This is a genomic window from Vibrio rumoiensis (assembly GCF_002218045.2).
Classification (GTDB): Bacteria; Pseudomonadota; Gammaproteobacteria; order Enterobacterales; family Vibrionaceae; genus Vibrio; species Vibrio rumoiensis.
The window spans coordinates 257,072-270,532 of the sequence record NZ_AP018686.1; the positions used below are offsets into that span (position 1 = coordinate 257,072).

The window sequence follows — 13,461 nt, forward strand, 5'->3', positions numbered from 1 at the left end:
AATCTAGTTAACTTAGAGCATGTCACCGCAAGCTCACTCCTAGTCAAAATAATCTCAATGCAAAAGTTGGTATTGTGCATTTAGGTTTTGGCGCATTTCATCGCGCGCATCAGGCGTTAATTACCGATGTCGCAATGAAAGAATTTGGTGGCGACTGGAAAATTGTCGGCGTCAATAATTGGCGAGCAGCTGGTAAACCTGAATCGGAAACAGGGCTAGAGCAAGAGTTCTCAAGCCAAGATAACCTGTACACAGTTGCGGTTGGTCAAGATGAACAGGTTAACCTTGAAGTGATTGGTGCCGTTGAAGAGGTGCTTTTAATAATCAAGTTGAGAAAATTTGGTTATATGACCAGCGAAACAGTGAAAATTGTTTCTCTGACAATTACAGAAAAGGCTATTGCCATTTGCCAGCGACAGGTCATTTAGATACAAATCATCCGTTAATTCAACATGATTTGCAGCATATTGACCAACCACACAGCGCTATTGGTTTTGGTTTCTGCCATCAAAACTCGTAAAGAGAAAGGTATTGCACCATTCACGCCATTAACTTGTGACAACCTACCTGAAAATGGTCATGTATTAAAACGTGTCGTATTGGATTTTGCACAGCAACTTGATCCTGAGCTAGCGGTATGGATTAAAGATAATATTGATTTTCCTTGCAGCATGGTCGACCGAATTGTGCCTCAAACGACCCAAGCGGATATCAATAAAATATCCCAACAACTAGGGGTAGAGGATGATTGCTGCGTGAGCACAGAACCCTTTTACAATGGGTGATTGAAGATAAGTTTAATAACGAGCGACCGGCTTGGGAAACCTCTATCGCCAATATTATGCTGACCGATGACGTTATTCCGTTCGAAAATATGAAGCTAAGGCTCAATGGCACTCATTCTTCTATTGCGTACTTGGGTTATTTAGCAGGCTATCAAACCGTTTCGGAAACCATGTCAGATCCAAGTTTTAGTGCATTTATCCGTTACTTAATGGATAAAGAGATTAGCCCTTCAGTGGATGTAAAAGGGATTGATCTTGAAGCCTATAAAGATCAGTTGATTGCAAGATACCAAAACATCGCGCTACAGCATCGTACCTGGCAGATTGCGATGGATGGTTCTCAAAAACTACCACAACGCTTTTTACAGACGATAGCGTTTGGTTTAGAAAATGATATCAATATTTCAGGCTTGGTACTCGCGGTGGCGGCATGGATGAAGTATGTGAGTGGTAGGGATGAGAATGGTGAAGACATTGATATCCGCGATCCGCTAAAAGCGACATTCAATGAGATATGGCGAGCGCATGGTGATTCTACATCAGATGTCGTCAGCGCATTTTTGTCGTTAGATTCGGTATTTTCAGCTGAGTTAGCAAGTAATTCTATATTTAAAGCACAGTTAATAGATGCTTTAAATCAACTGATTGAGCACGGATCTAAGCAAAGTGTTCAACAATTTATTCAAACTGTGTAGCGCAGGCAAGGGTAAGTATTATGAAAATGACATTTCGTTGGTATGGTGAAGGAAATGATAAAATCACCTTGACCAAATTAAACAAATTCCGGGTGTAGAAGGCGTAGTTTGGTCATTGCACGACATGCCGGCAGGCGCACTTTGGTCACCAGAGCGTGTGGCGGAAGTCGAAAAACAAGCGCAAGAATATGGTTTTCATATTGACGTGGTAGAAAGCGTTAATGTGCATGAAGATATTAAACTGGGTCTTGATACTCGAGATCAATACATTGAAAACTACAAGCAAACGCTACGAGTGCTGGCTAAATTTGGTGTCAAAGTCGTTTGTTATAACTTTATGCCGGTATTTGATTGGACTCGCACTAATCTCTATAAAAAATGCCAGATGGTTCAAATGCTTTGTTTTTGAAAAAGTAAGATTAATGAAATTGACCCTATTGAGCTAATTGAGACGATTTCTAAAACACTGATGTGACCATGCCGGCTGGGAGCCTGAGCGTTTAGCTAACCTAAAGAACACCTTTAAACAATACGAGGGTTTTACTGCTGAAGATTTATGGAAAAACCTCCAATACTTCTTAGAGCAAATTATTCCGGTTGCTGAAGAATGTAATATCAAAATGGCGATTCACCCAGATGATCCTGCTTTCCCTATTTTTGCCACGCATCATCATTAATAAGGAAAATATCGGACGCTTCTTAAAGCTCGTTGATAGACCTCATAATGGTTTAACCGTATGTACCGGCTCATTAGGTTCAATTGATAATGATATTCCTGCAATTATTGAAAGCTACCATGACCGCATACACTTCATGCATATTCGTAACGTAAAGCGTTTTGAAAATGGGGATTTCATCGAAAGTTCACACCGCGCGTGCGATGGTTCGGTTGATATTGTCGAAGTAGTAAAACGCTGCATAAATATGATTACCAAGGTTATGTTCGACCTGATCATGGACGTCATATTTGGGAGAAGAGAAGTGGGCAAGACCGGGTTATGGTCTATATGATCGTGCGCTTGGTATTATGTACATAAACGGTTTGTGGGATACGTTAAACCATAAGTCGTAAATGATCTTCAATTGAAGTGAGCGATGAAGAGGCGAAGTACTGAGGTTTACAGTACTTCGCCTTTATTGTTTTTGGGACTATTTCTTTTCATCCAACAGAGGAGATTCTATCGCTTCGTTAGACTCCAACTTTTTTATTGCGATATAAACGCATGATAGTAAATAAGTTTACGGTTAATAACGTCGCTTCTAAGAGTGAGCCACCGATCGAGCCGACAATAATATTATTGGCCAGCCAGCATACCGCACCGATGATAAAGGCAATTCGCATTTGAATCCCTTTTAGGAGAAATACTGCAATGGTGCCTAATACTGAGCCTGCGATAGGAGTAAATCAAGTGGCCCTTCCGCTATCCATAAACCAAGTGCAATACTGATGATTACAAAAAGGCGGCCACAACCTTGTTTGAGGTCTTAATCGCTGTGGCAGTTCGTAAGAAAGATAAAGGGTACTGATTGCTGAAATATTTGAACCCAAAAGGTAGAAGTGTAAAACGTTATTCAGCTGGAATATCACCATTAAAATTTTAAGCTTACGGTCATCCTTTTGATAAAAGTAGAAACCTAAGGCGAAGCTGAGAAAGCCAAGCCATTGAGCAAAAGAAAGGTTAATTAAAAATTCCATGTAATAGCCTTAAGCGAAGAAAGCAAAGATGGCAATAGGGCTGGAGTCTAAAGCCGAATGATAATAAGTATTGTGATGTGCGAAAGTTGTTATACCAATTAGATTAACATGGTAAAGCATGATTTGAAATAAAATGAAATACCTTTTCATTAAATAGTGATTTGGTGCAAGGAATGCAGGTAAACAGCAATATATTGGTGCGGTTATTCGCTAGGGATATTGACCTATACATTTTAGTTCGTAGCCCATAGTCTTTATTTTTAAGGTGTAATAAATCCCTAATAATGGAAGATATTTCCTATAAATTTCGTTAAAATGGCAGGAATTATGACCAATGTATTTTAGTTAACTATAATTTGGCTTAAACGACTGGTTTGTTAACAATTTCATCGCGTGAAAGGGAATATAATATGAGAAAAATTTACTTAGCTTTAGCTATTGCAGGGGTGCTTGCTGGATGCTCTTCTAACTCGGATAAAGCGCCTGTAAATACTACACCGGTACCCGCTATGGGCAAAGTCGCTCATGGTGCATTTACTCGTTTCGCTTTAAATGGCAACAGCAGTGGTGCTTGGTTGGTGCATGCTACGCCAGAGTTAGGTTTGGGTGCGGTTGAAGCAACGAATATTACCGCTTCAGGTGATCCTGGTTCTCTACGTTTGTTTTACCCTTCAATCAATGAAAGCTCAACATTACAAGCGGGGCCTGGTGTAAGCCAAATCATTCCTAACATTGAACCCGATACCGACTATCTTTTGACGGTTTATTACCGTGATGAGAAAGGCGATGAGTCACCAAACTTACTTGAGTTGGGCGTGAAAGATATGGGTGTTGGTTCTCTAGCGGGTAACACAGTCAGAACAAAGACATTCACGAATGATGCTATCGATTCTGACGGCGATGATACGAATGGTTTCCGTAAAGTGGAATTAGCCTTTAATTCAGGCAGTAACACAACTTTGGAAGTTTATGCTCTAACTCATTTAAGCAGCACTGAAAATATCGATGTTAATGGCGACGTGGCATTCCAAACAGAAGTGTTTATTGATGATGTTGTACTAGAGTCTGATGATTAATCGAGCTTAATATCTAAAGCTCTAATCATTAGAACCTAGTACCAGAAACCCCCTGATATTTTCTATCAGGGGGTTTTCTTTTTACGGTTATTTGTCAGCGTTTTTATGGCCGTTTAATTCTAGCTTATCGGTAATGAACCCTTGGAAGCGTCGAATATCAAGCTCAACTAATTGATCAATTTGCTTTAAATTCTCTACATGAGTTGCAATCATGCCAATGCCTAAGTTTTTGGCGATGCGAGTCATAGAAGCGAGAAGGTCATATTTTGCCGGATCATCCAATTGGCTCGTATACGTAAAATCTAATTTGACATAGGTCGGGTGAACTTGATGTAAGTAATCGATAGAGCTGAAAGTATGACCAAAGTTATCAATACCAAACTTGAACGAATGCTGGAGTAGTAATTGAGTAATAACTTTTTCTTCAAGGTGCTTAGTGAAGCAAACCTCAGGAAACTCAAATACCAGCGTCTCTAAGTTGAGGGTTAGCTTTTAGCATTTGAGTTAAGAAGACTACAAATTGGCTATTATGAAGACTATCTTTACTTATATTAACGGTAATCGGTGACTTGCTTGGGTTAGCAGCCAATTGCTTACTCACAAGCGTTAATACATGATTATCGAATTGATAGGCCACATCACTATCTTCTAGTGCAGTAATAAAATGATTGGCTGTGTAGATAATATTATCCACTTCAATATAGGCAAAGGCCTCGTAGTGCAGGATTTGTTGCTCTTTATTAATCGCTGGTTGAAGTCGAATTTTGACCTGTTGATTTTCAATACCTTGTTTAACAAAGTTCTGCCATTCCATTTTACCCTTTGTAAACTCAGGCAAAATAGTATTTTCATTATATAAAAATAGTATTTTCATTATATAAAATGCTTTTAAGCCGCTTTGTTGACGAGCTTGAGTTAGGGCGCTATCAAGTTGGGTGAAAACTGTTCTCATGTCGGTTTGATGATGTAAAACCATCATCCCAATAGAGGCTGAGTTATCTTCAATTAATTCGTTCGGTTGCCATTCATTAACGAGATTAAGTGCGGTCTCTGATACTTGTTCTAAATACTCATAATGGCAATGAGGGACCAGTAAAATAAACTCAGAACGACTAAAGCGAGAAAAGGTACTTCTTCCGTCAACAAATGAACTTAATTTCTGAGCAAGTTCTTTAACCATGCTATCGGCTTTATCAAATTCTTTGTTTTCATACGCATCTTCAATGGCATCGACTTTCATTAACCACAGACCACAATGATCATGGGTGTTAGAAGTTAGCCATGGTTCAAGTTGAGTGATGAAATATTCACGATTACTTAACTCAGAAACAGGATCTTGGTAAGCGCGCATACGTAGGCGTTTTACTTCATTTGCCGATTGTAAGTAATGAGCTTCAATATGCTTACTCATGTAATTAATCGCTTGTATCACATCAGAGAGTTCACGAGTATTGACTTGAGGAATAGGGTCGCCAAACTTATTTAAGCTAATTTCATTCGCACGCTTTTGTATGTCCTTTAATGGTTTGAACATGACTCGAAGTATGATGATCATCGAGATTGCAGCAAGTAATGAATTAATAATAAATGCGGTGAGCAAGCGTAGAGTCAGCGCCCATAATTGGTCATAACCTGTTGCCGTATTATTGGTGACAGTTAAGGTTGCGGCTTGCATCCAACCATCCATTAATACGCGAGATTCTGTTAGCTCTTCAAAAGGCGCAATTTTTTGAAACCATTCAGGTGAGTCAGAATTTTGATTAAGATTCTTACGTTGAATTTGGGTATTGCTATCATTTATTTTGAGTGTGATAGAACCGTAGAAGCCACTATCAAAAGAGGCATTAATGACGGACTCTAAACCCACTTTATCTTTTTGATGAATGAACGGAGTTAGCGCAATATTCAATGCGCTGATCATGTTCGTCATCTCAATCTTTTGCTGAGTCTTCAGGTAAGTATGGCTAGAGTGGAGTAGTAAGCCAAAAACCGATGTCGTCAATATTAAGAAGGTTATCGATAACCAAATTTGAAATTTATTATATAGACTCATAGCATCATTGATCCAAGTTTATAATAGGGTGATGAGTGTCATGCTGACTTGCTTACGTAATTTTGCCACATACTTAAATTGGAGACATTACCGGCCGGCACTCAGCCTGCGCCTCCTTTGTGATCCATAAGTTAGTGGCGTTAAAACTATAGACAGGAACGAGATCGCTTCTTTGACTGGCCGGTTTTATTTCGCCATCAATATTATCTAAAATTAAAGGCATTGAACTTGGCGTTTCATAATAGGCAACGACCATATGAAATTGGTTTAATGTCAGTGATTTTACGTAGATTAAGCGCAATTTCTCGTCATCTACCCCTAATTCTCGCAGGGTATAATATTTGGCAATACTAAAATCTTCACAGTCTCCACCGCCAGCATTAAGAAACTGCACCGGTGTTGCCCAATAATCATCTTCACCCTATAACTTTATATCATCAATAAACACTAATTGATTAAAAAGTTATTCACTTCGGATAATTGTAGAGAGAGGAGTGATTCTGTAAGTTATGGGTGATCTAGCCATGCTTTGATTCGTAAACCAGCACGTTGTCCAAAATGCCTCATGACTGAAGGTAATGATTTGTTGTTAACAGCAGTGAGAGCCGAAGCTCACTGAAATGATTAACAAGATTAAGAAAAGATAGGCGGTAAGCGAGAAAGAGAGAAAAGATCTCTTAGTCTTTACGTTGATCATAGATAGTCCAGCTTTCTACTACGCTGCTATCCATCCCTACCACTGAGGCAGTAACACGACGGCTTAATGTCATAGTTTCTTCTCTCGATGTTGCTTGAATTGATCGCTGTCACCGTAACCTACGGTTTCAATACGTTTAGGACTGACGCCTGCGGCAACCAAGGCTTTATAGACATTCGCTGCACGATGTATCGAGAGGTACTTGTTGTGCTCTGCCGGGCCAACTGGGCTAGCATAACCATTAAGTACAATATGAGTTTGTGGATATTTATCTAAGAAACTACTCATATTCTTAATGTGCTTATCATAAGCGGCAGGAATCACGGTTGAATCGTTAGCAAATAAAATGTGTAGTTTATTTTCTTCTTCTGAATGGACAACAGTAGGGCAACCATTGTTATCAATCACGGCGTTTTTACGAGTATTAGCACATAAATCACGCGCGTTGATCACACCGTCATTATCTGAATCGCTCAAATCTTTTGAATGAAAGGCGATTGGCGGTGGATCAGATTCTAGGTTTGAACATGCACCCAATAGTAAAACCAATAAAGAAAGAGTTAATGCTTTCATAATATTTCCTTATTTAGACGAACGAGCCCATTCATCAGGGATGGCAACACGTAACTCATTCAGAAGCAGACCTGTTGAATTCAATAGGCGATAATCAGCAATAATACCAGAATAGTGTGCGCTTAAATAAGCTTTACGAGATTCAAATAACTCATTTTCGGTGTTTAATAGGTCCAATAAGGTTCGTTTACCGATTTTGTATTGCTTCTCATAAGCGATGATGGTTTTTGCCGCAGAATCTACGTGTTGTTGAAGAAACTTTTCTTGTGATTCCGCCAGTTCTTTAGCACTCCATGATAAACGGGTGCTTTCTTCTAATAAGCGGTAGGCGTTATCTCGAATATTTTTCGCTTTGTTGATTTGGCTGGCAGCTGAACGACTGTCTGCTGCGTCACTACCACCGTTGTACAGGTTGTAGTTCATTTTAAGCATTACTTTAAGCTCATCAGTATCCCCATCAGATGCGTCAATTTCATCACCATATTTCTGTGAGCCTTCGACAGTAAATGTCGGTAACATAGTGCCTTTGGTTTGTTCGTATTGATATTGAGCGGCTTGCACATCATGGTAAGCCAAATACATAGTTGGGTTATTGGCTTTGGCTTCTCAAGCGCATCATTTAGCGACTTAGCGATGTAAGTATCATCAACTTTAGGTTTTCTTAAATCTTGAGGGTAAGAGCCAACTATTCTTACAAATGCTGTAATTTTGTCGTTAAGGTTACTTTGAGCTGAAAGTAAGTTGGTATTGGCTTGTGCAACACGTCCCTCAACCTGAACGAGATCTGCCGTTGAGCTTAAACCTGAATCTGTACGTTTTTTGATATCACGATAGATACGCATGTGAACATCATGGTTTGCTTGAGATAGGGTAACCACCTCTTGGGCTTGAATGACATCAATATAAGCTTCAGCAGTGGATAATGCCATATCTTGGGCATCAGCGAGTAATTGATAGCGTTGAGATTCAGCTTCTGCTTTTGTTCTTTTTATATCGTTATAAGTGCTTGAGCCATCCCAGATTAACTGACGAATACTGATTTGAGCGTAGCGAGGGTTGTATTCGCCTTGAGAGCCTGCACTGTTGTCATAATCTTCATAGCCGACACCAGCTTCAAGATCGACCGATGGTAAATATTTACCAGTTGAGGCTCGGCTGGTTTCTTTTTGGCTGATAAATTCATTGTAGGTTGATTGAATATTTGGGTTTGTTGTTAATGCATTGGCAATCGCTTGTTCAAGAGATTGCGCGTATGTTGGCAGAGCGATTAATTGGCAACCAAGGAAAATGGCTAATTTATTTATCTTTGGAGTTTTTATCATCATCATCCTCTTAACATGCTAGATAGTTAAGCGTTAAGGAAAGGGTATATAAAGCCGAAAACGGACAAAAATTTAGATTTACACGATATTACAGGGTATTTAGAAAAAATAATATACCCTTTAACTGATAAACGGTGTTAAATATACAAATTTAAACGCATGATTTTGTTTAAATCATATCAGTCTAGACAAAATCATGCGAATAAATTAGTTGTATGTTTGTTAAATCGGCCTTGTTTGAATGGTAGATTTCTTCTTATTGGTTGTCGTTGTTTGTTTGGTCGCCGTAGCTGATGTTGGTCTAGAAACAGTACTAGTTGCTGCTTGCGCCTGATCTTCGCTTGGTTTTGGCTCGGAAGCAGAAGGTGCAGCATCACTTGTTTTGGCCTCTAGTGTTGGTGATTTTTTAGCAACAGTCGGTGCTGATTTCTGTGACTTTCCAGAGCGAAGTGCTTGTAATACTTTATCTCTAGGGCCGTCGGCAATGATTTGGCCTTGTTCCATGACTATTAAACGATCGACTAAGTCTAACATGCCAGTTTTATGCGTAATTAAGATTAGAGTTTCACCTTTATTAAAGTTACGCAATTGGCGCTTGATGAACATCTCCGTACGGTTATCCATACTACTGGTTGGTTCATCCATGATCATTACTGGTGGTTTACCTAATAGTGCACGTGCAATGGCAATCGCTTGACGTTGACCACCAGATAAAGCGGCACCACCTTCGCCAATTTGTTTTTCTAAACCAGCGCTGTCCTTTTGTGTAAAGCTTGTTACGCCAGCGCGTTCAGCGGCAAGAATGATATCTTTATCACTGGCAAGAGGGCGTCCAAGTGCAATGTTGTCACGAATGCTACCGTAAAACAGAGTAATATCTTGCGGTACACAACCTAAATTACGGCGTATATCGATCTGATGTAACTGCTTAATATCTGTATCATCAATTAAAACGGTACCTGAGGTTGGTTGGTATAATCCCATCAAGATACGCTCTAACGTCGTTTTACCTGAACCAATACGACCGATAATACCAATGCGCTCACCTGGATTAATTGTCAGGTTAATATTTCTTAACGAAGGCGAGGTTGCATTCGGGTAGGTGAAGTTCACATTATCAAATTGGATCTTACCTTTGATAATAGGACGGTGGATATAACGCTTGCCCGGTTCTTGCTCAGTTGGCATTTGCATTAAGTTGTCGATAATACCCATCGCAGATTTGGCTTGGTTATAGCGAGTTGATAGCATCGCTACTTGTATCATCGGGCTAACTGCACGTCCACTTAGCATGGTAGCTGCAATTAAACCACCCATGGTTAGGTCGCCATTTCCTATTAAGTAAACACCGACAACGATCATTGCTACGTTCAAAAATTGTTGAACGAACCCCGCTGTATTTTGCAGTGAATCTGTAAGACGACGAGACTTTAAGCTCCAGTTTGCCATGTGGGCAACGGCTTCTTCCCAACGATATTGATACTGACTTTCAGCACCAAACATTTTTAATGTTTCAAGACCAGATAAGCTCTCAATAAGATTTGAGTTTTTTTGTGAAGCTAAGCGAGAACCTTCTTCAATAGTGCGTCTTAATGGCTTTTGTACAATAAAACTGTAACTGATCAGAATGATCACACCAATTAAAGGAACTATAGCTAATGGGCCTGCAATGAATGCAATTACGAGCATAAATAACAGAGCAAATGGCAAATCAATTAGAGTGGTAATACTAGCAGAGGTAAAGAAATCTCTGATTGATTCAAATTCTTGCATGTGTCTTGCAAAAGCACCAACGGAAGGGGGCTTAGATTCTAGACGAGTTCCCATTACATGACTAAAGATTTTTGAAGAAATCAAAATATCCGATTTCTTTCCCGCCACATCTAAGAAATAGCTACGCATCATTTTAAAATAAAATCAAAATGAAGATGATAAAACACCAACAGCTAGTACCCAAAGTGAGTCATAGGCCAGGTTAGGAACAATTTTGTCATATACTAAGCGTGAAAATAATGGGGCACTTATGGCAAAGATATTAATTAAGATCGAGGCAATGAATACGTCGCGGTAAATTTTACGTGATTGCCACAGCGTGCTCCAGAACCAATGACCATCGTTGTTTTTCAGAACTTCAGGGACCTTTCATCGTAACGGAAGCTCTTTTAACCAAAATAGTTGGCCTGTGTATTGTTTATTAAGTTCTTCTAAACGAACCCATTCTTGAGTGTTGTCATCATTTTGCGACAAGATTACTTCAGCTTCGTTCTTCTCGTAATCGACAGACAAGATAACGCATGCGTCACCATTTTAAGCAATGCAACTACCGGTAAAAGTAGTGGTGGTAAATCATTAAGTGGCAACTCTTCAAGCTTAGCATTTAAGCCCGCGGTTGCTGCAGCGCGGGGGAATAAATGTACAGTTAGTAAACCATCTTTGAGTGGTAAGCCTGCAACGAGCGCGTCAGGTGAATTGGCTTGGCCGTAATAACGACTGATATAATCGAGCGAATTTAATAGCGGATCTTTTATGGTATTCATTATGCCTGACCTTCAGTAACATTATTAATTTGCTCAGTAACAAAACCTTGGAAACCACCAAGTTCAAGTTCGATCAGTTTGTTTTTCTGTTCTATTGTTTCTACACGAGAAGCAATAGTGGTGATTGATAAGTTGGCGGCAGTACGTGCAATGGAGAAAACAACATCTGCTTTTTCGTTATCATCTATTTGAGTAGTGTAGGCAAAATCCAATTTGACATAAGCAGGGCGGTAGGCATTGAGATAGTCAATCGAACCAAAGTTATGACCAAAGTTATCGATACCAAAACTGTATTTATGTGAAGTAATGATGTTACACAGTAGTTTGGTGTTATCTGGCTGCTTAATAAAGCAAATTTCAGGAATCTCAAACAATATGCGGTTGGCATATTCAGGATTGCTTTCCATTTTTTGGCTTAACCAGCGCATAAAGCCAGTATCATTAACACTGCTTTGAGTTAAGTTAACTGCAATTGGATATTTCGGATCGTATATATCGACTTGCTCAAATACTGCGTCGATGATGTACATATCAAAGTCTTGGCCTTTATCTAGGCTTTCAAGGGCATTCAAAAAGCTACCTGCTGAATAGCGAGTGTCGTCTTTTTGTATAGCAGCAAATACTTCTTGGTGGAGCATTTGATTATTGCTGTCGATAGCTTTCTGGTAGTTGAAAATAAATTCTTTATTAGCAATGGCTTCATCTACGATGGCTTTCCATTGTTGTTTACCAAAGTTTGGTTGGCTTTCATCACTGTCTGCAAGAACCAAGAACATTGGTTCTTCGCGATTAGCACGAGCTTGTACTAAGCCGTTATCAGCGCGAGCAAGGAGATCTGAAATACTGTCGTCAGTTTGCTTCATAATTAAAGCAACAGCAGCTTGAAGTGGGGCAATATCAAGTGGATCGTTTTGTAATTCGGCGACACGGTTAAGCATAGCGCGACCCAACTCAAGCATATCTTCATCTGATATGTTTGGAGCTAATAGCATAAACTCAGAATTGTTTAAACGAGCAATATTGAACTCATCTGAAGAAATTTCCATTAATGATGCAGCAAAGCTACGAGTCAGTTCATCACCTTGGATATATCCTTCTTTTTCATACACGTCATCAAGTTGATCGACCTTGAGAAGGGCAATACCACCTGTTGACCCGCTTTCAATCCAAGATTTAAGTTGAGTCATCATGTATTTGCGATTAGCCAATCCTGATACTGGATCTTGGTACGCACGAACACGTAGTTTGTTTTTCTTCTGATTGTTGTTCAAAGTGTGTACGCAGTTGCTTGGTTATTTGATTAAATACTGAAACGACATCATTTAATTCTCGGTATTTAGAGGTTTCCAATACTTCATCAAATTTATTGTTAGCAAGATTTTGAGCGCTAACTTGGATAATCTGTAACGGTACTAAAATTCGACGGAATACTATCGATAATCCTACAATCAGAATCACGCCACAAAATGTTAGAGCAAAAAGAATAGATTTAGTGTTATTCCACAGCTTTTCATAAACAAAGGTAGGGCGATTGATTACTTTTAGATTGGCTAATGGTTGCCAGTTAGAGCTGATTTGTACCGTTTTCTGGATAGGTTTAATATTCGATAATGTCATAAACCAACTAGGTATAGAATTTTTGGGTTCTTTGAAATTGAGCTTAATGGCTTCACTCGATGTAATTGATATCAGAGTTGTCGATTGATAGTTATGATTATCAAATATTTTCTTGATAATAGTTTGAGCTTCTTCTAAGTCGTCACCTTGTAGATAAGGTGAAAGAGCAAAAGTGGCAGCATTTAATGTGTCATCGAAGCGAACCGTTTGTTGTTCGATTAAGTCGTTACGCGTGTGATGGAATTCAAGGGCAAATAAAACTACGGATATAGTGATAAAAATCCCCATACTCCAAGTTAATAGCTGTTTGTACAATGTCATATCATTTCTCATTAAATAATTATGGTAATAGACCAAGAGAGATAAACTGATTTTTTCGACTGAAAACCAACTTGCAGAAATCGTTATAA

The 13,461-nt window shown here is 39.2% G+C and carries 10 protein-coding genes and 5 pseudogenes; 6 read left to right on the forward strand and 9 right to left on the reverse strand.

Annotated features, from left to right (window positions below):
• Nucleotides 1-74: 74 nt before the first annotated feature.
• The 5 genes and pseudogenes from VRUMOI_RS19750 (at nucleotide 75) to VRUMOI_RS19755 (ending at nucleotide 2,552) form a co-directional block, all read left to right on the forward strand.
• A pseudogene (locus VRUMOI_RS19750) lies at nucleotides 75-785 on the forward strand (mannitol dehydrogenase family protein).
• Nucleotides 749-1,480, forward strand: coding sequence for a mannitol dehydrogenase family protein (locus VRUMOI_RS13680; protein WP_110410683.1), 732 nt, complete (start codon nucleotides 749-751; stop codon nucleotides 1,478-1,480). The pseudogene VRUMOI_RS19750 and the gene VRUMOI_RS13680 overlap by 37 nt, the downstream one beginning before the upstream one ends.
• Before the next feature lie 124 nt (nucleotides 1,481-1,604).
• On the forward strand, nucleotides 1,605-1,889 hold the full coding sequence (locus VRUMOI_RS19625) for a mannonate dehydratase (RefSeq protein ID WP_269459989.1): 285 nt from the start codon (nucleotides 1,605-1,607) through the stop codon (nucleotides 1,887-1,889).
• Nucleotides 1,890-2,019: 130 nt separating this feature from the next.
• Nucleotides 2,020-2,491, forward strand: a pseudogene (locus VRUMOI_RS19630) (mannonate dehydratase); the annotation flags it as partial.
• Nucleotides 2,448-2,552: a mannonate dehydratase gene (locus tag VRUMOI_RS19755; protein WP_197712970.1), complete on the forward strand. Its 105-nt coding sequence runs from the start codon at nucleotides 2,448-2,450 to the stop codon at nucleotides 2,550-2,552. The pseudogene VRUMOI_RS19630 and the gene VRUMOI_RS19755, both read left to right, overlap by 44 nt.
• A 117-nt stretch (nucleotides 2,553-2,669) precedes the next feature.
• On the opposite strand, the pseudogene VRUMOI_RS13690 reads toward VRUMOI_RS19755, so the two are convergent.
• Nucleotides 2,670-3,176: pseudogene (locus VRUMOI_RS13690) on the reverse strand (YgjV family protein).
• A gap of 410 nt (nucleotides 3,177-3,586) precedes the next feature.
• On the opposite strand from VRUMOI_RS13690, the gene VRUMOI_RS13695 reads away from it, so the two are divergent.
• Complete coding sequence (locus VRUMOI_RS13695; RefSeq protein ID WP_110410684.1) at nucleotides 3,587-4,252, forward strand: hypothetical protein; 666 nt, start codon at nucleotides 3,587-3,589, stop codon at nucleotides 4,250-4,252.
• An 87-nt stretch (nucleotides 4,253-4,339) separates the two neighbouring features.
• Here the strand turns inward: VRUMOI_RS13695 and VRUMOI_RS19635 are convergent, their stop codons facing one another.
• The 8 genes and pseudogenes from VRUMOI_RS19635 to VRUMOI_RS13735 all read right to left on the reverse strand — a co-directional run bounded on the left by VRUMOI_RS19635 (nucleotide 4,340) and on the right by VRUMOI_RS13735 (nucleotide 13,372).
• Complete coding sequence (locus VRUMOI_RS19635; protein ID WP_110410685.1) at nucleotides 4,340-4,720, reverse strand: EAL domain-containing protein; 381 nt, start codon at nucleotides 4,718-4,720, stop codon at nucleotides 4,340-4,342.
• Entirely contained in the window at nucleotides 4,710-6,305 is a 1,596-nt protein-coding gene (locus VRUMOI_RS13705) for a LapD/MoxY N-terminal periplasmic domain-containing protein (protein ID WP_110410686.1), read from the reverse strand. Before VRUMOI_RS13705 ends, VRUMOI_RS19635 begins: the two co-directional genes overlap by 11 nt.
• Before the next feature lie 73 nt (nucleotides 6,306-6,378).
• Nucleotides 6,379-6,699 carry a transglutaminase-like cysteine peptidase gene (locus tag VRUMOI_RS13710; RefSeq protein ID WP_269459990.1) on the reverse strand — a complete coding sequence of 107 codons (321 nt, stop codon included), beginning with the start codon at nucleotides 6,697-6,699 and terminating at the stop codon, nucleotides 6,379-6,381.
• A 372-nt stretch (nucleotides 6,700-7,071) separates the two neighbouring features.
• Nucleotides 7,072-7,575 (reverse strand): OmpA family protein, encoded by a 504-nt coding sequence (locus VRUMOI_RS13715; RefSeq protein ID WP_231897552.1) that lies wholly within the window; start codon nucleotides 7,573-7,575, stop codon nucleotides 7,072-7,074.
• Nucleotides 7,576-7,584: 9 nt separating this feature from the next.
• Nucleotides 7,585-8,897 (reverse strand): annotated as a pseudogene (locus VRUMOI_RS13720) (TolC family outer membrane protein).
• 435 nt (nucleotides 8,898-9,332) lie between these two features.
• Nucleotides 9,333-11,425 (reverse strand): annotated as a pseudogene (locus VRUMOI_RS13725) (type I secretion system permease/ATPase); the annotation flags it as partial.
• 8 nt (nucleotides 11,426-11,433) lie between these two features.
• Complete coding sequence (locus VRUMOI_RS13730) at nucleotides 11,434-12,705, reverse strand: bifunctional diguanylate cyclase/phosphodiesterase (protein WP_162598411.1); 1,272 nt, start codon at nucleotides 12,703-12,705, stop codon at nucleotides 11,434-11,436.
• Complete coding sequence (locus tag VRUMOI_RS13735) at nucleotides 12,635-13,372, reverse strand: LapD/MoxY N-terminal periplasmic domain-containing protein (RefSeq protein ID WP_162598412.1); 738 nt, start codon at nucleotides 13,370-13,372, stop codon at nucleotides 12,635-12,637. The genes VRUMOI_RS13730 and VRUMOI_RS13735 overlap by 71 nt, the downstream gene beginning before the upstream one ends.
• Nucleotides 13,373-13,461: the final 89 nt, after the last annotated feature.